The organism is Stenotrophomonas sp. Ker107b (genome assembly GCF_053847245.1).
In genome coordinates this window covers 1,281,753-1,302,784 of sequence record NZ_JBSPHX010000001.1, presented here as the reverse complement: position 1 = coordinate 1,302,784, position 21,032 = coordinate 1,281,753, and the positions used below count along the sequence as shown (strand labels likewise).

General features: G+C 65.8%; 21 protein-coding genes. 7 read left to right on the top strand and 14 right to left on the bottom strand.

From position 1 onward, the window contains the following. The first annotated feature begins 74 nt into the window (after positions 1-74). Positions 75-1,526 (top strand): serine hydrolase domain-containing protein, encoded by a 1,452-nt coding sequence (locus tag ACWV8V_RS06000; protein ID WP_455899211.1) that lies wholly within the window; start codon positions 75-77, stop codon positions 1,524-1,526. Here ACWV8V_RS06000 and ACWV8V_RS05995 read toward each other — a convergent pair. The 11 genes from ACWV8V_RS05995 to ACWV8V_RS05945 form a co-directional block, all read right to left on the bottom strand. Then, positions 1,465-2,217 (bottom strand): sulfite exporter TauE/SafE family protein, encoded by a 753-nt coding sequence (locus ACWV8V_RS05995; RefSeq protein WP_152153127.1) that lies wholly within the window; start codon positions 2,215-2,217, stop codon positions 1,465-1,467. The genes ACWV8V_RS06000 and ACWV8V_RS05995 overlap by 62 nt on opposite strands. 9 nt (positions 2,218-2,226) lie before the next feature. Continuing rightward, entirely contained in the window at positions 2,227-3,174 is a 948-nt protein-coding gene (pip, locus tag ACWV8V_RS05990) for a prolyl aminopeptidase (RefSeq protein ID WP_455899210.1), read from the bottom strand. A 69-nt stretch (positions 3,175-3,243) separates the two neighbouring features. Beyond that, the gene (locus tag ACWV8V_RS05985; protein WP_070474049.1) at positions 3,244-3,510 is read right to left on the bottom strand and encodes a hypothetical protein; all 267 of its coding nucleotides are present in this window, start codon (positions 3,508-3,510) and stop codon (positions 3,244-3,246) included. Next, on the bottom strand, positions 3,507-4,853 hold the full coding sequence (locus ACWV8V_RS05980) for a TFIIB-type zinc ribbon-containing protein (protein ID WP_259260006.1): 1,347 nt from the start codon (positions 4,851-4,853) through the stop codon (positions 3,507-3,509). The genes ACWV8V_RS05985 and ACWV8V_RS05980 overlap by 4 nt, the downstream gene beginning before the upstream one ends. Before the next feature lie 21 nt (positions 4,854-4,874). Continuing rightward, positions 4,875-6,014, bottom strand: a complete 1,140-nt coding sequence (locus tag ACWV8V_RS05975; RefSeq protein ID WP_455899209.1) for an SPFH domain-containing protein — start codon at positions 6,012-6,014, stop codon at positions 4,875-4,877. Positions 6,015-6,140: 126 nt separating this feature from the next. Further along, positions 6,141-6,419, bottom strand: coding sequence for a hypothetical protein (locus tag ACWV8V_RS05970; RefSeq protein WP_259260008.1), 279 nt, complete (start codon positions 6,417-6,419; stop codon positions 6,141-6,143). A 130-nt stretch (positions 6,420-6,549) separates the two neighbouring features. After that, a complete protein-coding gene (locus ACWV8V_RS05965) occupies positions 6,550-6,933 on the bottom strand; it encodes a nuclear transport factor 2 family protein (protein ID WP_455899208.1) in 384 nt (127 codons plus the stop codon). 49 nt (positions 6,934-6,982) lie between these two features. Continuing rightward, positions 6,983-8,083 carry an alkene reductase gene (locus ACWV8V_RS05960; protein WP_259260010.1) on the bottom strand — a complete coding sequence of 367 codons (1,101 nt, stop codon included), beginning with the start codon at positions 8,081-8,083 and terminating at the stop codon, positions 6,983-6,985. A gap of 56 nt (positions 8,084-8,139) precedes the next feature. Then, positions 8,140-8,721: a TetR/AcrR family transcriptional regulator gene (locus ACWV8V_RS05955; RefSeq protein ID WP_455899207.1), complete on the bottom strand. Its 582-nt coding sequence runs from the start codon at positions 8,719-8,721 to the stop codon at positions 8,140-8,142. 66 nt (positions 8,722-8,787) lie between these two features. Next, positions 8,788-9,177 (bottom strand): DUF6180 family protein, encoded by a 390-nt coding sequence (locus tag ACWV8V_RS05950; RefSeq protein ID WP_259260012.1) that lies wholly within the window; start codon positions 9,175-9,177, stop codon positions 8,788-8,790. 43 nt (positions 9,178-9,220) lie between these two features. Beyond that, positions 9,221-10,444: an OmpA family protein gene (locus ACWV8V_RS05945; protein WP_455899206.1), complete on the bottom strand. Its 1,224-nt coding sequence runs from the start codon at positions 10,442-10,444 to the stop codon at positions 9,221-9,223. Between the two features lie 187 nt (positions 10,445-10,631). On the opposite strand from ACWV8V_RS05945, the gene ACWV8V_RS05940 reads away from it, so the two are divergent. Beyond that, the gene (locus ACWV8V_RS05940; RefSeq protein WP_455899205.1) at positions 10,632-11,258 is read left to right on the top strand and encodes a sigma-70 family RNA polymerase sigma factor; all 627 of its coding nucleotides are present in this window, start codon (positions 10,632-10,634) and stop codon (positions 11,256-11,258) included. After that, the gene (locus ACWV8V_RS05935) at positions 11,255-11,929 is read left to right on the top strand and encodes a ChrR family anti-sigma-E factor (protein ID WP_259260015.1); all 675 of its coding nucleotides are present in this window, start codon (positions 11,255-11,257) and stop codon (positions 11,927-11,929) included. Before ACWV8V_RS05940 ends, ACWV8V_RS05935 begins: the two co-directional genes overlap by 4 nt. Here the strand turns inward: ACWV8V_RS05935 and ACWV8V_RS05930 are convergent. The 3 genes from ACWV8V_RS05930 to ACWV8V_RS05920 all read right to left on the bottom strand — a co-directional run bounded on the left by ACWV8V_RS05930 (position 11,919) and on the right by ACWV8V_RS05920 (position 15,837). Beyond that, positions 11,919-13,706, bottom strand: a complete 1,788-nt coding sequence (locus tag ACWV8V_RS05930; protein WP_455899204.1) for a putative bifunctional diguanylate cyclase/phosphodiesterase — start codon at positions 13,704-13,706, stop codon at positions 11,919-11,921. The genes ACWV8V_RS05935 and ACWV8V_RS05930 overlap by 11 nt on opposite strands. 75 nt (positions 13,707-13,781) lie before the next feature. Continuing rightward, positions 13,782-15,401: an SDR family NAD(P)-dependent oxidoreductase gene (locus ACWV8V_RS05925; RefSeq protein ID WP_428999391.1), complete on the bottom strand. Its 1,620-nt coding sequence runs from the start codon at positions 15,399-15,401 to the stop codon at positions 13,782-13,784. A gap of 190 nt (positions 15,402-15,591) precedes the next feature. Beyond that, positions 15,592-15,837 (bottom strand): hypothetical protein, encoded by a 246-nt coding sequence (locus ACWV8V_RS05920; protein WP_455899203.1) that lies wholly within the window; start codon positions 15,835-15,837, stop codon positions 15,592-15,594. Positions 15,838-16,016: 179 nt separating this feature from the next. Here ACWV8V_RS05920 and ACWV8V_RS05915 point away from each other — a divergent pair, with 179 nt between their 5' ends. From ACWV8V_RS05915 to ACWV8V_RS05900, 4 genes are all read left to right on the top strand, one after another. Beyond that, on the top strand, positions 16,017-16,562 hold the full coding sequence (locus ACWV8V_RS05915) for a sorbitol dehydrogenase family protein (protein ID WP_259260018.1): 546 nt from the start codon (positions 16,017-16,019) through the stop codon (positions 16,560-16,562). A gap of 45 nt (positions 16,563-16,607) precedes the next feature. Further along, positions 16,608-18,248: an FAD-dependent oxidoreductase gene (locus tag ACWV8V_RS05910; RefSeq protein WP_455899202.1), complete on the top strand. Its 1,641-nt coding sequence runs from the start codon at positions 16,608-16,610 to the stop codon at positions 18,246-18,248. Further along, positions 18,245-19,642, top strand: coding sequence for a c-type cytochrome (locus ACWV8V_RS05905; RefSeq protein WP_455899201.1), 1,398 nt, complete (start codon positions 18,245-18,247; stop codon positions 19,640-19,642). Before ACWV8V_RS05910 ends, ACWV8V_RS05905 begins: the two co-directional genes overlap by 4 nt. 95 nt (positions 19,643-19,737) lie before the next feature. Then, on the top strand, positions 19,738-20,910 hold the full coding sequence (locus ACWV8V_RS05900; protein ID WP_455899200.1) for a carbohydrate porin: 1,173 nt from the start codon (positions 19,738-19,740) through the stop codon (positions 20,908-20,910). Positions 20,911-21,032: the final 122 nt, after the last annotated feature.

Below are 21,032 nucleotides of genomic sequence, written 5' to 3'. Positions count from 1 at the left end.
CGCCCGCATGCATAATCCACCCGACTGCCGGGCGGCAGCCCAGTGGACGGGAGGACAGGATGTTGTTGATCAGAATGCTCACCTATGCGCTGGTGTTCTTCAGCGCCACCGCCTGGGCCGCTACACCGGCGGCCCCCGTTTCGGCCAACCAGATCTTCACCCGCTGGCTGGCCGCCTACAACGACGGCAATGGCGAAGCGCTGCAGACGGTGTTGTCGACCTACGGGATCGACCACACCGCGCAGCGGTATCTGGATATCCGCCAGACCTTCGGTCCGTTCGAGGTGCTGACCAGAACCGTGGAGACACCTGATACCGTCGCGGCCATCGTGCGCGGCACATCGAGCGACCGCGGGGTGCTGATCACCGTGGCCATCGATCCTGCCAACAGGCCGCGGCTCAAGACGTTACAACTGGAAGGCGTGGCGATACCCGACGCGTTCAAGCCCGCGCGGCTTGATTTGCCCGCGCTCATCGCGCAGAGCCGTGCCCGTCTGGATGCGCTGGCAGCACAGGACAAGCTCTCCGGCACCTTTCTGCTGGCGCAGGACGGCAAGGTGCTGATGGCGTGGCAGGGCGGGCTGGCCGACCGGCAGCAGGGTATTCCGGTCGATAGCACCACGACATTCAGGCTCGCCTCGTTGAACAAGATCTTCACCGCGGTGGCGATCCTGCAGTTGGCCGAGGCTGGCAAGCTGACACTGGACGATAGGATTGCCCAGCATCTGGAGCATTACCCCAATCCGGCCGTCGCCACTGGTGTCACGATCCGGCAGCTGCTCAACCACACCAGTGGCCTGGGGGAGATCTTCGACGAGGCGTTCGAGGCGCGGAAGGCATCGCTCAAAACGCTGGCCGACTATTGGCCCGTCTATGGCGCTGCGGCCCCGGCCTTCAAACCCGGCACCCAGGACCAGTATTCCAACTACGGGTACATCCTGCTTGGCTCGATCATCGAGGCGGCATCGGGACAGTCCTACGACGCCTACGTCGAACAGCACATCTTTGCGCCGGCGGGCATGACCTCCACGGGAGCGGCGCCCGAGGCGACCCTGGTGCCAGGCCGCGCGGTGCCGTACACGCGGAACGACGGCCAGTGGGTGCGCGAGACCAAGACCCTGCCGTTGCGCGGTACATCGGCGGGCGGCGGTTACAGCACCGCCCAGGATCTGCTCCGCTTCGCCGAAGCGCTGCGCGCTGGCAGGCTGATCCCGGCCGCGGCGTTGGATGCGGCCACCTCACCGCAGAACACCAAGGGATGGTACGGCTACGGCTTCATGGTGAGCGGCGAGGGCGAGCCGCACCAGTATGGCCACGAGGGTGGGGCGCCCGGTGCGAATGCCGCGCTCATCGTGGTGCCCAGCAACGGCTACGTGGTGATCGGGCTGAGCAATGTCGACCCCGATGCGATGGAGAACGTGGTCAACTTCGTCGGCAACCGTCTGCCGCTGTCGCAGCGCGGCCTCAGCGCCAGCCCAGCAGCGCCGGCAACGACGAGGCCAGCAACGCGATCCCGGACACGGTGAGCAGGCTGAGCACGATCTGCCGGAACCGCAGGTCGCTGATGCCGATGTACAGGCGGGTGCCGAGCAGGGTCGGGATCAACATGGCTGGCGCGACGATGGCGAACATCGGCAGCATCTCGCGGGTGACGATGCCGGTGCCGACATAGGTGCCCATGGTCACCAGCAGCATGGACAGGTTGAAGTTCTGGACCACGGAGCGCTGCACGTCACGCTCATAACCGCGCAGCGTGCACCACAGCGTCGGCAGGGTGCCGGTGAATCCTCCAAGACCGCCCATGATGCCGCCGGCAAATCCCACCACACCATCGGCCGCGCGCCCACCCGCCGTGACACGCGGCAGCTGACGTGACAGCAGCATCGCCGGGCACCACAGCACCAGCAAGGTGCCCAGGATCGCCTTGAGCCAGTGCATGTCGAGCAGGGGCAGCAGGTAGACGCCCAGCGGAATCCCGGCCAGCCCGCCCAGCACGAAAGGCAGCAGGGTCTTCAGATTGAAGCCGCGGCGCACGGTGAAGGCCGCCAGCAGCTGGCCGGTCAGGGCACCGAACACGGAGAGGGTGGCCGCCAGCCTGGGATCCAGCACCCACGCCCAGAAGGAGAGCGCCACCAGCCCGAACGCGAAGCCCGACAGGCCCTGCACGAAGCCCGCCACGATGGCGCCCAACGCCACCACCAGATAGATCGAATCCACGATGACTCCTTACTGCGCGTCCGCGAAGGCATCCGTCGCGCGCACCAGGGCATCGGCGGTCGCCGGTTCCGTTGCGCTGTGACCGGACACCACCATCTGCAGCGAGGCCTCGGGCCAGGCACAGGCCAGGTCCCACGCACTACGGGCCGGGCAGATGATGTCGTAGCGGCCCTGCACGATCACGCCCGGCAGATGCCGGATGCGGTCGATATCGCGCAGCAGCTGCGCATGATCGAGGAAGGCATGGTTGCGGAAGTAGTGCGCTTCGATGCGCGCCTTGGCCAGGGTGTGCAGCGGATCGTCACCGGACACCGCGCCGACGTCGTGTTCCAGCGTGGCAGCGTGATCTTCCCACCCCAGCCAGGCCTGCGCGGCGGCGATGCGGGTCGCTTGGTCCGGGCTGTCCAGGCGACGCCAGTATGCGGCGATCATGTCGCCGCGTTCGTCTTCAGGGATATGCGCCTCGTAGGCCGCCCAGCGCTCCGGGAACACCCAGCGCGCACCGCCGTCGGCCTCGGCGAACCAGCGGTTCTCTTCGGCACGGCCCAGATAGACCCCGCGAAGAATGAGGCCGGTGGCGCGTTCTGGATGCGCCTGCGCGTACGCCAATGCCAGGGTCGAGCCCCAGGAACCGCCAAACACCAGCCAGCGCTCGATGCCGAGCAGGCTGCGGATGGTCTCCACGTCGGCGACCAGGTGCTGCGTCGTGTTGTCACGCAGCTCACCGAACGGCGTGGAACGGCCGCTGCCGCGCTGATCGATCAGGACGATGCGATACCGTGACGGGTCAAAGAAGCGCCGGTGGGTGGGCGATACGCCGGCGCCGGGCCCACCATGCAGGAACACCACCGGGATGCCGTCAGGCGTGCCGCACTCCTCGACGAACAAGGTGTGCAGGTCATCGACCGCCACCTGATGGGTGCGGAAGGGTGTGATCGCGGGATAAAGCGTGCGCATGGTGGGGTCCTACGGAAAACTGACCCCACATGATACCGCCCGGGTTCGACGAGCCGCGTCCGTGACGCGTCACAATGGCGGCGGACTGTCCCTGTCGCGCTGAACGCGTGTCCGGTACGCGCGCACGTTGTCGCCACGGATGCGCCGTTCCTGCGTACCGGTGATGGTGTCGACCTTGCGATCCGCGCCGGTCACCGGTTTGGCATCGATGGTCGTTTCGTGCTCGAAGGCATGTGATTTATCGGTATTGCGGTAGTACCGGTACAACGCCCAGTACAACGCCGTCGCGCCGGCGGGGCCGGCGGCGAGCAGCCAGAGTCCACTGTCATCGCTCATGCGGCAGCTACCAGGAAGAAGAGAACGAGGGCTTCAATGATCGTGCCGGTGGTGAGCGCGGCCAGCAGCAGCTTCCACTGCTGCACCGGCACGCTGCCCATGGTTTCACCGGTGCGGCCGTTCACCGCAATGTAGTGGAGCATGCCGCCGTTGCGGCCCGGCTGGTGATACGAGTACAGCCACACCGGCAGGTACATGGAGACCCAGCGGGTGCCGTGCACATCCACCCGCTCACGCTCCCAGCGCACACCGCGGTCGTACCGGCGTACCGAGCCTTCCACCTGCGCGCGGGCGATCGACAGCAGCTGGTCTTCCAGGCGCGGGCGCAGCGTCTCGACGTCCACGTTGCGCTTTTCCGAGGTGAAACCGGCCAGATAGGAGGCGTTCCACTTCAGGGCGTTCTTGGTGTCGAACGGCAGGATCGCGTTGATGATGTTGTTGGTGTTGGTCTGCGTATCGAGGTTGCCACGCTCGGCCGAGGATTCCATGGTGAGATCGTCCACAGTGAAATCCACCTGGCGATCCACCTGGTAGATATCAGCGTCGTAGTACGTTTTCTTGTTCTTCTCGGTTCCGCGGGTGTACTGCCGCGTCTGGATTTCGCCCTTGCCGGACACGCTGGCGCTGACATTGCTGTCCACGATCATGTAGGGCAGATAGACGCCGGTGACGTTCTCCGGCGTGAACTGGTCCTTGAACGCCTTGAGCGCGAACAGGCGGCGCTTGTCCACGAACTGACGGATCCGCGCGACCGCATCGTCCTTGCTGATATGGAACGGCAGTACCGCATCGGGCACCGCGCCGTTGGAGATCTGCTCGTTGACCCCGAACACATGGCGGCACCAGTGGCAGCGTGCAGTCATCGTACTTTCGGTGTTGATGGTGACTTCGGCGCCGCAACCGGTGCACTTGAAGCTCATCAGGCTGGCGGTATCGGCTTCGATGTCGCGTGCACCGGACGCAATGACCGTGCCGCGCAGCTGATCGATCCCTTCGCCAAACCCGAAGGCCTCCTCAACGCGGTCGCCGTGCCATTCGTGACGGCAGAACTGGCAGATCAGCAGATCGCTACCGAGCTTGAGCCGGATATCGCTGGAGCCGCATTTCGGGCAGCGGTTGAGGCCATCCTTGAGTTCTGCCGCCGAGGTGTCCAGCGCCACCGGATCCGGGGCCAGTACCTCATCGCGGATGGGCTGGGGCAGGGTGGCTGGATCCACCGGGAAACTGCCCGGCAGCGGCGGCACCTCCCGGGGCGAGCCCGGGCCGGTGACCGGCGCCGCCGGAGAGGGCGGCAACGGCGGCGGGACCGCCGGGATCGGCGGTGGCATCTTGGGGTCGGACATGGTGTCGGTGCGCTCGGTGTCTTACAGCCCCAGCGCCTTGGCCTTGAGCTTGTCGTAGTCGTCCTGGGTGATCAGGCCAAGGTCCAGCATCTCTTTGGCCTTCTTCAGCTTGGCGACCGGATCGTCCGCCGCCGGGGCAACCGGCTGCTGCATGCCGCCGACCCCGAGCATGCCCGAGGCCATGCCCACGCCGACCAGGCCGGCCGCGCCGCCGTTCTCGCCCGCCGACTGGATGCCCTGGGCCACACTGGCCTGCAGGTTGGAATTGCCACGCGAGCCGGCCAGCGCATCGGCGCGCTGCACGGTCTTGAGCAGCTCGCGGGTGTTGGCGTCGTACTCGATCGAGACAATGGCGGTCTTGACGATGGCCAGGCCACGGTCGGACTTCCATTGGTAACCCTGCTCGACGGCAGCGGACAGGCTCTGCGCAAAGCCGAGCGAATCCTGCTGCAGCTTGGTGATGCGGTTGCCCTTGCCCGTATCGTTCGTATACAGGCTGAAGGCCGGCGCGAGCGAGCCCACCACTTCATTGAACAGCTGGCTGGCGGCGGCGTTGTCCAGATCGGTGAAGTCGAACACCTGGCCGGGCTGGAGGTAGCTGGCCGGCACGAAATTCTTCACGAACAGGATCGGATCGACGATCTTCAGCGTGTACGAGCCGCGCGTGACCGCGCCGACCTGCGTGCCGAGGAAACCGTCATCCCAGTAGATTTCGGACTGCGTGCCGAAACGGTTGTCCGGCAGTTCCTTCAGCGAGACGAAGAACGCCGCCTGCTGCGACCCTGGCTGGCCGCCGAACTTGAAGCGCTCCCAGCTCTGCTTGATCAGCGGGCTGACGAACCCGTCGCCGGCGAAGATCGACTGCGAATTGGTATCGTCCGAGCGCCATTCATAGCCACCCGGTTCGGCGACGAAGCCGGTGATCGCGCCGTCCTGGAACAGCAGCAGGCCGTACCCTTCGGGCACGACGATCTTCGAGCCGTTGGTGATGATGTTGGAGGAGGCGCTGGTGTTGGAGCCGCGCCCGGCATTGGTGCCACGCGGCACCGCCGCGAACAGCGCTGCCGTGGAGGGCAGGCCCGTCGGCACGGTGTAGAAATCCTTCCACTGGTCGGCCAGAACACCACCGACTGCCCCTGCCACTGCCTGACGAAGACCCATGACCCACTCCCTGCGATTCGTGGACGGGCACCGTGCCCATCGTGCTCACCGCACTATATCAGCAGCCAGTCCGCCGGTAGTGCGCCAGGGCGGGGCAGGGCAGCGTGTGCGGCCGCCCGGGGCCGATCAACCGGGCAGGTCACACTTCAGCTTGCCGTCAACGTAGTACGGCTTGGGCACATTCGGGTTCTCGCTGGTCTTCTCGAAGACCACTTCGAACGAGTCCATATCCGGCGTGCCTTTGCGGTCGGTGCAGGCATCCTGCAGCTTCTTCTTCACCGCCGCGATACCTGCATCGCGATTGGCACCGTCGGCGCTGTTGGTGAGGTTGGCCACTTCGGCAAACGCCACCGGACTGGTGGCGAGCAGGCAGCTTGCGAACATCGCGGCACACAACGTCTTCATCAGCACTCCATTCCATGATCGCGACCCATGACCGGTCGGGGATGGTCAGCATAAAGAGCGTGGGTTAAGACCATGTCGCGTGGTGGATGTGCAGGCCATCGCGACGGCCTGCACGGTGTCTCTGCCCGATTCAGGCGCGGGTGTGTGTGTGGTAGATCTTGCTGACGACCGTCCAGCGACCCGCCACTTTCAGCAGATTGAAGAAATCCGTGAAGCGGAAGCCGGAGATGTCGTCGGTATCGACCCGGGCACTTGCCGCCGTGCCGACGATGTCGATGCGCGCGATCGCCGCGCGTGCCTCAGGCGATGGACGAAATACCGTGTCGATCGTGTTGAACAGACCCTGGATGGGGCCGCCGACGAGTGCATTGTCTGCATCAACGCCGAAGATCGTGGCCTGCTCGCTGAAGGCAGGTCTCATGATGCTGCTCTTGGCCTGTTTGCCGCCCTCGTTGTACTGATTCAGTACGTCGACGATGGCGTTGTAGTCCTGGACGTAGGTCGGGTTGCTCATGGTGAATCCTCTGGGGGTTGGGATGTGGTGTGGGGGAGGGGGCGCAGCATCATTCGGTTGCAGTGGGCCAGTCGGTGTAACCCTTGGCGCCGCCGCCGTAATAGGACTCGCGCGGTGCGATGGTCAGCTGCGTACCGCGGCGAAGGCGTTCGACGAGGTCCGGGTTCGAGATGAACAGACGACCGAACGCGACCGCATCGATGCGGCCCTCGGCACGCCGCGAGATGGCCATCTCCAGGTCGTAGTTGTTGTTGCCGATGAAGGCGCCGTTGAACGTGGCACTCAAGGCATCCAGGTCGACGCCCTCCGGAACGCTGCGCGAGGTTGCGGTTGCGCCCTCGACAAAATGCAGATAGGCCAGGTTGAAGCGGTTCAACTGCGTGATGAGGTAGCCGTAGGTCGCCATGACGTCGCTGTCCGGCGGCGTGTTGCCCGCGTCCGGGGTGACGGGTGACAGGCGGATACCGACGCGGTCACTGCCCCAGATGTTCACGACCGCCTCGGTCACCTCCAGCGTCAGCCTGGCGCGGTTCTTGATCGAGCCACCGTAGCCATCGGTGCGATGGTTGGTGGAATCACGCAGGAACTGGTCCAGCAGATAGCTGTTGGCCGCATGGACTTCCACACCATCAAAGCCGGCGCGCTGTGCATTGCGGGCAGCCAGCTCGAACTGGGCAACGATCCCGGGGATCTCATCGGTCTCCAACGCGCGCGGCATCGAAACCGGCACGAAGCCATCGGCGGTGTAGGTGTCGCCCTCGGCCTTGATCGCCGACGGCGCGACCGGTGCCTGGCCATCGGGCTGCAAGGCCACGCTGGAGAACCGCCCGACGTGCCAGAGCTGGCTGACGATCCTTCCGCCGGCGGCATGCACCGCATCGGTGACCTGTTTCCAGCCGGCTACCTGCGCATCGCTCCAGAGGCCGGGTGTGGCGGCATACCCGCGCCCTTGGGGCGAGATGTTGGTCGCCTCGGCGACGATCAACCCGGCACTGGCGCGCTGGGCGTAATACGTGGCGTGGAGCGCATGGGGAACACCGTCTTCGCCGTAGCGGCTACGGGTGATCGGCGCCATGACGATACGGTTGGCCAGCTGGAGTGCACCCATGTGGGTGGGGGCGAAGAGATCGGAACGGGACGTGTTGTCCATCACGGAAAGTGAACCTTTATATGTGACCGGTCGTCTAGTAACCAGGTAAAACCCGGTCACGACAGCAGGGTGCGTGACGCGGTCAGTGCGGTGTCGAACGGGGTAGTGGAGTCGTTGAGCTTGGCCAGCAGCGAGGCGCCCAGCCAGAGTTGATACAGCGATTCGGCCAGCTCCGGGGCGGGGATGGCCGGGGAGATCGAGCCATCGGCCTGACCGCGTGCGGCGCAACGGGTGATGCGTTGGATGATCGCGTCGGTGCCCTTTCTGAGTACCGTGCGCATGTCCTCGGACAGGTCGCACATCTCCGGGCCGAGTTTGACTACCAGACACTTGTCGTCGGGGAAATCCGAGCCCTGCGTATCTTTCCAGTACTGGAAGTACGCCACCAGGCGCTCCGAGCCGGCGCCCTCTGCGGTCAACAACCGATCGACCGTGGCCAGGTATGCGGAGAAGTATTCGTCCAGCAGGGCCAGGCCGAACTCTTCCTTGGATTTGAAGTAATAGTAGAACGAGCCCTTCGGCACCCCGGCAGCCGCGACGACCTCGGCCAGGCCCACGGCCGTATACCCTTTGCGGGTCATCAGCGCGCGGGTGACGTCGAGAATGTGCTGGCGCGTTTCGTGGGCGGGCTTCTTCATGGCCCTGACGATACGCAACATCTGACCGGTCGTCTAGTATCGTCGCTGATGCGGGCGGGCGAGCATTCAGCCCCGCCCAGCCGCCTTCCTGACCTCGGCGGCGACCCGTGCCTTGATACGGTCCACCTCTGGACTGTTCGGGCGGGTGTAGTCGAAGGCCTGGATCAGAAACACGGTCTGGTCGCCTGCGGTCACGCAATAGGCGACCAGCGAGCGGCCGTCTCCCGGCGGGGCGGAGACATGCACCACCAGGGTCTTCTGGTCCTGGTCCACCCGGGTGGTGTAACCCACGGCGGTCGCACCACGCGACAGGGCGCTGCGGCAGGCCTGCAGGCTGAGCGTCTTGGCCGGGAAGCGGTCGACGTCGTAGCCCAGACTGAAGTCCTGGGCGCCCGCCGGCGGGATCCCTGCCACCGAGGCCATGATGGCTAGTGCAGCGAATGCTGTTTTTCTCATGCGTATCTCCTGTGCAACCGCGTTGATGAAGCGGCGAAGTGCGTTACGTGCGTACGAATATCTCCACCCGGCGATTCATCTGACGCCCGGCGGGGTTGTCCTTGCCGTCCAACTGGTTGGGGGCGACCGGCTCGGATTCACCGAACCCCGTGGCCGTGGCGTCCTGGGCCGCGCCGCGCTGCCTGAGCGCGTTCACCACCGACGACGCACGGCGCTCGGACAGCGCCTGGTTGTACGCGTCATCGCCCTTGGCATCGGTGTGACCGCGGACGTCCATCCGTTTCGCGCCCACCCCGGTCAAGGCAGTGGCGAGCGTATCCAGCAGGTGGCTGGCATCGGGCCGGATGTCGTCCTTGTCGAAATCGAACAGCACGCGGTCGTTGAGCGTGATCAGGTAGCCGCACGGCGCGCCCGGCGGTGCGAATTTCTTCAGCGGTGGGAACCGACCGGCAGGCTGCAGTCGCGGCATCGGCGGCATCTTCACTGCCCGTGCGGGCGGGCCGATGGTGCCGGTGCCGTCGCCATGATTGGTGATCAGGCCCGCCTCGCCATTCCACGTGCCCGAGCCGTCCGCATTGATGCGCAGCAGGCCCTGCGGGCCATTCCAGGTGCCGCTGCCGTCGCCATTGTTGGTGATCAGGCCGCTGTCGCCGTTCCAGGTCCCTGCGCCTTTGCCATCCAGGCTGATCAGGCCGGCAGGGCCGTTATAGGTGCCCGAGCCATCGGCCTGCACGCGGATGATGGCGCCCTCGCCATCCCCGCTGCCGCCCGCCGTGCCGTTGATGGTGCCGCTGCCATCGGCGTTGACGCGGACCAGGCCGCCCTCGAAGTTGGCGGTGCCGCTGCCGTCCGCATTGATGATGAAGATGCCCTCATCACCGTTGCGCATCAGCTGCCCCGACTCGTCCACGCGGGTGATGCCCCCGTCATTGATGAGCGCGCCACCGCTGCCACAGCGGGCAGGGGAGACGGTTATGCCGGCGACCGGGTCCAGGATCGACTGCATCGAGGTTTCCAGCGCTCGCTGGGCCGGCGTCACCCCGAGGATGTCCGGGACGACGATGTTCGGGACCACGGGAAAGGCGGGTACGTCGCCGGGCGCGTCTTCCTCAGCGACCGCGGATGATGCCGTGACTGCGCTGGGAGGGCCGTCGGGCGGGACGGCGGCAGCCCCATCGGGCGCCTGCGGGGCCTTGGAGCAGCCTGCCATGCAGAGCAGCAGGAGGGGAATGATCGGGAAGGGTAGTTCAGCGTTCGATGGGCGCATGAATCCGGGAGGTCCGCGATGATGACTGGCAGCGAGTCTTGTCCAGCCGGCCTTGAGATCGCGTGAAGCCACAGCGCCCACACCTGGCGCCCGCACGACGCGCAGGGGGGAGTGCATCCAAACCGCGCGGCCATCCGTAAACACGGCCATGAACCCCATGTCCACGATCTGCCGGAACTCGCCTACGATGGACGCTGACCCGTCCACCGCCAGGATGACGCCGTTCGAGGCTGCCCGGATGATTGCCGTTCCCGCTCAACCCAGCCCGGAGCTGAAAACCTGGGAGGCCGACATGGCCGGCGTCGCCACGTCGCGCGATCGAGAGTGCTTCATGCGCATCTACGATCACTTCATGCCGCGCCTGTGCCGCTACCTGAGTGGGTTGGGGGCGCCCGATGGCGTGGCCGAGGATCTGGCCCAGGAAGTACTGCTGAAACTGTGGAACCGGGCCGAGCTCTATGATCCGGCGCGCAGCAGCCTGGGCACGTGGCTTTATCGGGTGGCGCGCAATCTGCATATCGACCGGGTACGTCGCGAACATATCTGGGTGCATGCCCATGAGGTGGTCGAGCAGGCGGCGGAGGAAGAGGACGGTGGCGGCTCGCTGGCCGAACGGCATACCGAGCACGTCAGGCTCAAGCAGCGGCTGGACGAACTCTCCGCAACGCAGGCCCGATTGATCCGGATGTCCTACTTCGAAGCAAAAACCCACGCCGAGATCGCCAACGAGCTGCATATGCCACTGGGCACCGTGAAATCCCATATCCGACGTGCGTTTCTTCAGCTGCAGTCCTTGATGGGAGAGCGGCAGTGAACCCTCGTCACCATCTGGATCCGACCACCGTCCTGGGCTTTGCCACCGGGACCTTGGCCGCGGAAATGTCCGTGGTCGCCGCCGCGCACCTGGAAGCCTGCGCCCACTGCCGGCAGCACCTGCGCTCGGCCGAACGGGTGGGCGGGCTGCTGCTGGAGCAGCAGTTGTCGCCGCCTTCGGCAGAGGATCGCCAGGCCGCACTGCGGCAGACCATGCTGGAGCGCCTGGATACTGCCGCGCCTGCGGGTGGCGTGCATGACGACACGGTGGTCCGCAGCGCCGCTGGTCACGATCCGGATCAACTGCCGGCCGCGCTGGCACCGCATTTCGGGACGTCCTACCGCTCGCTGAAATGGCGCTGGATGGCGCCGGGTGTCCACTGCATCCGTGCACCGGCGCACCCGTCGTTGATCATGCTCAAGATCGCCCCCGGCAAATGCCTGCCCATGCACAGCCATGGCAACAGCGAGCTGACCCAGATTCTCCGCGGCGCCTATGACGATTCCCTGGGGCATTTCGCCCCCGGCGATGTGGCCGATCTGGACAGCGACGTCGAGCATCAGCCCGTGACCACCCCCGGTGTGGCGTGCATCTGTGTGTCAGCGCTGGATGCGCCGCTGGTCTTCAGCGGGTGGTTCGCGCGCAAGCTGCAGCAGGTGTTCAAACTCTGACGGGGCGCGGTGTGATCGCGGCCTGTTCGAACACCTGCATCACCGCGGCCGGCGCCATGGGCCGGGCAAGCAGGTAGCCCTGGACTTCGTCGATCCCCATCGCGGCCAGTACATCCACCTGCGCCTGATGCTCGACGCCCTCGGCCACGGTGAGGTAGCCCAGCTCGTGCGCAAGATGATGAATGGCAGAGACCTTGGCGCGGGCGCGCGAGCTGCTGGCGATGCCATCGATCAGTGACTTGTCCAGCTTGACGGTGTGGATGGGAAGGTCGGACAGGTAGCTGAAATTGCTGTAGCCACTGCCGAAGTCATCAATCGCCACCGTGATGCCGGCCTGTGCCATCGCCGCGATGTGGCCGATGGCCGGAGACCCCGGACGCAGCCATTCGCCTTCGGTGATCTCCAGTTCGATCATCGAGAACGGCAGCGCCCTGTGCTCAAGCTTGCTGCGGATGTCATGCCAGGCCGAGGCATTGGACAGAAAACTGCTGGACAGGTTGATCGAGACCGGAATGTCCTGCCCTTGGGCGCGCCACGCCCGGACCTGATCCAGCGCCGTGTCCAGCACCCAGTTGGTCACCTCATCGATCAGTGCGGTCCGCTCGAAGACCGGAATGAACTCGCCCGGGCTTATCGGCCCCAGGGTGGGGTGGTTCCATCGGATCAACGCTTCGGCCGAGACCGGGCGCCGACCGTCAAGGGTGAAGCGCGGCTGGTAGTCCAGATGGAAGTCGCCGTTCTGCAGGCCGCGTTCGGCATCCGAGGCCAGGCGGTAGGCGCGGTGCATCTTTTCGTCGCGCTGTGCGGAATACCAGCAGAATGGCTGCCGCGCGTCGAACGCGCCATGCATGCTCACCAGCAGCCGCCGCAGCAGGTTGTGGCTGTCTTCTTCATCCGGATCGACCGCACAGATGCCGGCATGGAAACGGGGGGACATCGGGACCGCGGCGGCCATCAGCGGACGCAACATGCGCGTTCTCAGCTCCAGCACCAGGCTCTCGACGTGGCCTGCGGTCGGCATCTCGACCACGAAGGCGAACCGGGTCACCCCGACGTGGTACACGGTCGCGACGTCCTCCAGCGCGGTGCGCAGCCGGACGCCGGCACGCCGGATCAGGGCTTCCAGCGGGCGCAGGCCCAGCACCTGGCCCACCTGGTTGGCCCGCGGAATGTCGAGGATGTCCACCGCAATGGCATACGCCGTTCCTTCGGCGCATCGCGCGAGGATGCCGGGCAGATCCGCATGGAACTGGTGCCGGCTTGGCAGGCCACTGGTCGGGTCGAGGTTGCCGGAAAGGTTGCGTAGTTCCAGTTGCGCGATCACCAGCTCGGCCAGAGTGGCCAACTGCTCCTGATCCCGCTCGTCAAAGGTGCGCGGGCGGGTGTCCATGACGCACAGCGCACCGATGGCCACGCCATTTTTAGCCACCAGCGGCGCGCCCGCATAGAAACGCAGGTGGGGACTGTGCGTCACCAGCGGGTTGTCGCGGAAACGCGGATCCTGCTCGAGGTCCGGGACGACCAGAACGCCGCCGGAGGTGACGGCGTGGGCGCAGATCGACGAGCGCATGTCGGTCTGCGCCATGGGTAGCCCGATCCGGGAAATGAAGCGCTGCTCCACATCCCCCAGGACCGAGACGAAGGCCACCGGCGCGTTGAACGTGTAGCTGGCAAGCGCGGTGATCCGGTCCAGCGCGGGCAACGACGCCACGCCGTCGACCTGCATGGCGCAAAGCACCGCGCGTCGTTCATCCAGGGGGGAGGGTGGGGGGCTCATTTCGTATCGACTGGGGGCGGGGCGCGAGCGGCCGTCTGTCCACTCTATACGCACCGAACGTGGTTCCGGATGCAGTTACCAGTCGGTCGGCGCGTAGTCCTTCAGGAACTGACCCCAGACGTGTTCGCCGGTGTTGAACCCGTGGATGATCGGATCAACGATGCGCGCGGCGCCGTCGACGATATCCAGCGGCGGATGGAAGCGTTCTTCCTTCACCTTCTTGGCCGCGATGTCCGCCGGATCCTCGTCGGTCACCCAGCCGGTGTCGACACTGTTCATGTGGATGCCGTCGTTCTGGTAATCGGCCGCCGAGGTGCGCGTCATCATGTTCAGCGCGGCCTTGGCCATGTTGGTGTGCGGGTGGCGGGTGGTCTTGAAGTTGCGGTAGAACTGCCCCTCCATCGCCGAGACGTTCACGATGTGCTTGTCACGCTCAGGCGTGCGCAGCATCAGCGGCTTCAGGCGCGCATTGATGATGAATGGCGCGATGGCGTTGACCAGCTGGGTTTCCAGCAGCTCCACCGACGGCACTTCGGCCATCAGCATGCGCCAGGAGTTGCGGCCGCGCAGATCCACCTGCTGCAGGTCCTGATCCAGCCGGCCATCCGGGAACAGATGCTGCTGGGCGACCAGCTCGTCCTCCAGCAGCGGCACCTGCGACAGCTCGGCGGCACGGGTCAGGCCATTGGCGGCGTTGAAATCACGCCCCTGGACCACCGGCAGCGCGGCCGAGGCGGTGGTGCCGAGCAGTTCGGCACTGCGCAGGCCCTCGTAATCGCCGATCAGCTTGCGCAGCGTCTCGGGTACCTCATGCAGCGCGGCGGTTTCGCCGGCCATCATGTGCGCATAGAACTGCGGCGGGCGGCGCACGGTCTGGCAGGCGTTGTTGATGATGAAATCCAGGCGCGAACGGGTGGCCAGCAGCTCGTTGCAGAAGGCCTCCACGCTCGGGGTATGGCGCAGGTCCAGGCCGTACACCTGCAGGCGGTGGCCCCACACGCCGAAGTCCGGCTCTTCGGCGTAGCGCGCGGCCGAATCCCGCGGGAAGCGCGTGGTCACGATCAGCTCGGCACCGGCCCGCAGCAGCTTCAGGCCCGCCTGGTAGCCGATCTTGACCCGGCCGCCGGTCAGCAGCGCGACGCGACCGGTGAGGTCCGCCGTCTCGGTGCGCTTGACGAAGTTCAGCTCGGCGCAGGCCGGGCACATCTGGTCATAGAAGTGGTGCAGCTGGGTGAACTTCTGCTTGCACACGTAGCAGTGGCGCAGTTCCGGGGAATGCACCGGCTCCGGCGTGGCCGCCGCATTCTCGCCATTGGAGGCGTCATGCAGGCCGGCCGCATGCGGCGGGAAGTAGTTCGGGGTGCTGAACACCGGCTTGCGGCGCAGGGCGCGGATACCGGTCTGTGCCAGCAGCGCCTCGGACTTGGCCACCTTCTCCTGATGCCGCGCCTTGGCCTGCTGCTTCAGCTTGGCCCGGCGGGCCTTGGGCTCGGGGTGATACACCTTGGCCACCACCTGGTGCAGGCGGACGCGATCAGCCTCGGGCAGCGTATCGAGCACGCTGCGGTCGGCTTCGATGGCCTCCAGCAGGTCCAGCGCGGTGCGCAGGCGGTCGGTCAGGGGCAGGTCGTCGTCGGCAAGGGGCAGGGCGGTGGTATTCAATTCGGATCCGGAAAGCAGCAGGAAGACAGGCATGGGGCGCCGCGCGACGGCCCCTGATGGGGGCATCCGCCAGCAGCCCGGGGCATACGGTGGGTGGCTATTGTCCCTGATCCTGCGCCGGGTTGCTTTATTGACGCGCCGAACCTGAATGGAGAAAGCGTGTGCGGGCCCATTTCAGGGTCCCACCGTTCCGCCTGCCCTTGGGGAGCCGCTTCATGACGGCCTACCGCTTCGGTGGCGAGTCGTGCGTGGGCTCTGCCGGTGCTTCTGCGCCATGCCCGGAATCCTGCGTTTCGGAGGCCGCCGTCCCACTGCCACCGCCGGGCACGTTGCGCGAGGACGCGTTGCCCGCCGGTGCAGGTACAGGCTGCTCGATGGTATCGGCGTGCTTGCCCTGATCGGTGGGCTCGGCCTTGTTGCAGCCCGCCAACGCCATCGCCGCAAGGGCACTGAACAACACGGTTCGCATGGCGATTCTCCGGAAGTGAACGAGCCCGGTTTGTAACGCCGATGCCGTGCGCGGTGCGTGAGTCATCACTTATCACTCCGTGATGACAGACAGGGGGAGTAGCCTTGTCGCCGTCGAAGCTTAGCCGTTCCGTGGTCTACGGGCGGGGAGCCGGCGTGTTACGGAGCAGAGTTCACATCATGAGTATTCCCGAGGGATTGGACGAGCATCGTCGGGGCCAAGGCCTCACTCGACGAGGCTTCCTTCTTGCGGTCGGTTCGGTTTCGCTGCTCGCAGCCTGCCGGGACAAAGCGCCTGCGGTGGCAGCGCCGGCTGCAACGGCGCCTGCGGCCAAGACCGATACTGCCTTCCTCGACCTCTCTCATGCCCTGACCGGCAAGACCGATCTGGACCCTGCCACGGCCGACCGGATCGAACAGGCGTTCGCCCATCTTCAGCCCGAGCTGCATGCGCAGTTCCCCACCCTGGTCGCACTGGCAGGGCAGGTGACTGGCGCGCAGGCACTGATCGCGGCGGCGGGCGACGCGAAACCCGCCGCGTTGGCCATCATCACCGCGTGGTACACGGGCACCGTTGGCAAGGGCGTGCACGCCGTGACCGTGTCCTACCGCGATGCGCTGATGCAGCGCTGCGTGGATGACGGCCTTTCACCACCGACCTACGTCCAAGGCGGCCCCGCCTGGTGGACCGCTGAGCCGCCGGCCCCGATTCGAGCACGCGCCTAAGTCCGCGCGGCCCTCTCTCTTCTGTTCCAGATCTGGATTCCTCTCATGAAAGCTCCGGTTTTCCGTGATGGCGACGCCGATGCCGACGTCGTGATCGTCGGTTCTGGCGTGGTCGGTGCGTTGATCGCCCACCAGTTGGTGCGTGCTGGCAAATCCGTGCTGGTGCTAGAAGCCGGGCCGCGCCTGAATCGCGCCGACGTTGTTGAAAACTGGCGCAACGTCAGCTTCGAGCGGCGCATCGGCAGCGATTTCCAAGGGCCGTTCCCGCAATCGAAATTCGCGACGGCGCCACTGTACTTCCCGGCCAACGATTACGTCGGCCTGACCGGCCCCGATGCCAGCAGCTTCCATCAGGGCTTCATCAAGGCGGTTGGTGGCACGACCTGGCACTGGGCGGCCTCCTGCTGGCGCCACCTTCCGGTCGACTTCAAGATGCAGTCCGCCTACGGGGTCGGACGCGATTGGCCGATCAGCTACGAGGACATCGAGCCGTACTACTGCCGCGCTGAAGAGGCCATGGGCGTCTCCGGGCCGAACGATCCCGCGCAGCAGAGCCCCTCGCAGCGCTCCAAGCCGTATCTGGCCGACATGATTCCGTGGGGCAACGGCGACACGGTGTTTGCCGAGGTGGTCAATCCACACGGCTACAACCTGGTGCCGATTCCGCAGGGGCGCATGATCAAGCCCTGGAATGATCGCCCCGCGTGCTGTGGCAACAACAACTGCCAGCCGATCTGCCCGATCGGCGCCATGTACAACGGCGTCCATACCGTCCAGGCCGCCGAAGCCCTGGGTGCCAAGGTGCTGGCCGAATCGGTGGCCTACAAGATCGACACCGACGCGCAGAACCGGGTGACCGCCATTCACTGGTATGACAGCGACAAGGTCAGCCACAAGGCCACCGGGCGCAGTTTCGTGATCGCCTGCAACGCGCTGGAAACGCCGCGTCTGCTGCTGCTGGCCGCCAACGAACAGAACCCGAACGGCATCGCCAATTCGTCCGACCAGGTCGGGCGCAACATGCTGGACCACTCCGGCTTCCACTGCTCCTTCATCGCGGACCGCCCGATCTGGCTCGGGCGTGGCCCGGCGCAGTCCAGCTGCATGGTCGGGCCACGCGATGGTGCGTTCCGGTCGGAGTATTCGGCGACCAAGATCATCCTCAACAACATCAGTCGGGTGGCGATCGCCACCGACCAGGCACTGAAGATGGGGCTGGCCGGTGAGGCGCTGGACGCGGAGATCCGACGCCGCGCGATCTACGGGGTGGACCTGTCGATCAGCCTGGAGCCGCTGCCCGACCCGAGCAACCGGCTGACGCTGTCCACGACCCGCGTCGATGGCCATGGCCTGGCCTGCCCGGACATCCATTACTCGCTGGGCGACTACGCGCGCAAGGGCTACGACAAATCCTGCGAGCAGCTGCGGCACATCGGCACGCTGTTCAACGCCGAAGAATTCGTGATCACCACGGCGCTCAATGCCAACAACCACATCATGGGCTCGACCATCATGGGGGCGGATCCGCGTGATTCCGTGGTCGGTGGCGATTGCCGCGCGCATGACCACGCGAATCTGTGGCTGCCGGGCGGCAGCGCGATGGTCTCGGCCAGCGTCGTCAACAGCACCTTGACCATGGCCGCGCTGGCCCTGCGCGCGGCCGATGCCATCGAGCGTTCCGTATGAAGGCCTTTCTGCTCATCGCATTGGGCCTGTTGGCCGGCGTCAGCCACACCGCGCGCGCCGATGACACCATCGAACGTGGGCGCTACCTGTCCGTGGCCGCGGACTGCGTGGCGTGCCACACCAGCCCGAAGCAAGGCAAGCCCTACGCCGGCGGCTACGCGATCGCCTCGCCGCTGGGTGAGATCTGGGCGAGCAACATCACCCCGTCCACGTCCCACGGCATTGGCAACTACACGGAGGCCGATTTCGCCAAGGCGGTCCGTGAGGGCGTGCGCAAAGACGGTGCCCACCTGTACCCGGCGATGCCGTACACCTCCTACGCCAAGCTGACCGACGAGGACATCCACGCGCTGTACGTCTACTTCATGCAGGCGGTCGCCCCGGTCGATGAGGAGGCACGTACCACCGAACTGCCATTCCCCTTCAGCGTGCGCTCGTCCATGGCGGTGTGGAATCTGCTGTTCCTGGACAAGACCCCGTTCAAACCGGATCCGGCACAGAGTGCGCAGTGGAATAGGGGTGCCTACCTGGTGGAAGGGTTGGCGCACTGCTCCAGCTGCCACAGTCCACGCGGGTTGATGATGCAGGAGGTGGGCGGCAAAGCCTTCGCCGGTGGTTCGCTGGGCGATTGGTATGCGCCCAACATCACTTCGCACCCGATCAGCGGGATCGGCGGGTGGACCGATGACGAACTGGCCCAGTACCTGAAGACCGGCCGGGTTGAGGGCAAGGGGCAGGCCGGTGGCGGTATGGCCGAAGCGGTGAGCAACAGCCTTTCCAAACTGCGCGACGACGACATCAGCGCGATCGTGACCTATCTGCGGACGGTGCCGGCCGTGGCTGACAAGGATGCCACCCGTGCAGCCTTCGCCTGGGGCGATACCGCCACGGCACCGGGTGAGCCCGCGATTCGCGGCACGGGCGCGCCCATCGCCTCCGGTGCGGTGCTGTATTCCGGCCTCTGCGCCAGCTGCCATGGCTCGCGCGGCGAGGGCAGCAACGACGGCTACTACCCGTCGCTGGTGCACAACAGCACCGTCGGCATGGTTCGGCCACAGAACCTGGTGGCGACCATCATCGGCGGCATCGACCGCGAGGTGGACGGTAAGCACGTAGTGATGCCGCACTTTTCGGAAGGCTCGTACGTGCAGGCGTTGAGCGATGCCGACATCGCCGCAGTCGCGAGCTACGTGCGGACCACCTTCGGGCCCGGTGACCAGGTCACGGAAGCCCAGGTCGCGCTGATCCGCGATGGCGGTGAGAAACCGCTGCTGGCCAAGATCGCGCGCCTGTGGCTGCCGCTGCTCATCCTGGGGCTTGCGGCTTTCGTGGTGGTGATCCTGCTGGTGCGACGCGCGTGGACAAGGCGCAAGCAGCGGAGGGCTTCGCCATGAAGCGCACCTCCCTCGTTGCAAGCCTCGGGTTGATGGCATTCGCAGCCGTCATGCCGGCATGGGCGGCTGAACCAGAGGCTCCCAGACCCAAGCCTGTGGACACGATTGCTCAGACTCCACTCAGCGCGGACTGGGCGGCCCGCATCTGGCTGCAGGACCGTGGCGTGACCCCGAGCGCCCGCATCGTGATTGCCACGGGCGTCAACAGCGATGGCTACAAGGGTAACGGCTGGTCCACCGCCGAGCACGTTGATTTCGGTGCCATGATCGATACCAGCAAAGCCTTCGGTTTCGACGGCACGATGCGGGTGGTGTTCTCCGACCGCTTCGGCAATGCCGTCAATGACCGCTCGACGGGCTCCTACGTGCAGAACCAGGCGTTCTATGGCCAAGGGCAGAACCTGCGCTTCAACGAGCTCTCCTACGAGCGCTGGCTGCTGGACAAGCGGTTGAGCCTGAAGGGCGGCTTCTACTCGATGGGCAACGACTTCGGCGGTTTGCCGTACACCTGCAACTTCAACAACAACGGCCAGTGTGGCCATCCGCTGGGCCCGATCTACAGCTCCGGTTGGCTGGACAATCCGACCGGCCAGTGGGGCCTGCGGGTGAAGTGGGCCGATCCCTCGGGCTGGTACGCACAGACCGGCATTTACGATGTCGTGCCGATGCGCAAGCAGGCGGGCAGTGGCTTCCGCGTGTCCGACCGTGGCAAGACCGGCCTGTTCCTGCCCGTTGAAGTGGGCTACAGCCACGGCAACACCGGGCAGCATTACGGTGGCACCTACAAGGTCGGTTATTACCTGGACACGTCCAACGCGGACGACATCGGCAATCCGGCCGCACCGCGCGCCTCGCATCGCAGCGGTTCGTACATCCAGCTGGCGCAGCGCGTGCTGAAGCCCGAAGGCGACACCGTGCGCGGTCTGTCGGTATTCGGCGTGGCCACGCGTGCGGATGCCACGACCGGCCTCATGCGGTATTCGTGGGAAGCCGGCCTGAGTTGGCGCGGTGTGGTGGCCTCACGCGAGGATGATGTGCTGAGCCTGGCGTGGACCCGGCTGGACATCTCCGACCGTCTTGCCCAGTACCAGCGCATCACCGGCAAGGACGAGCAGAGCAACGAGCAGTTCGTGGAGCTCAACTACGGTGTGCAGGTGACTCCGTGGCTGATCCTGCGGCCTGCGGTGCAGTATGTGGCCCGTCCCGGGGCGTATGAGAGCCGCCCGGACAGCTGGGTGTTCACGCTGCAGGCGCAGGCCACGCTGTGATCACGCGGCACGGTCGTCCAGTGCACGCACGCTCCACACCCGGGTGCCTAAAGTGATGCCCACACCATCGAGGCTGGCACGCGTGAACCTGCAGACGACCGTTTCCCCACCGTTTCCCCGGC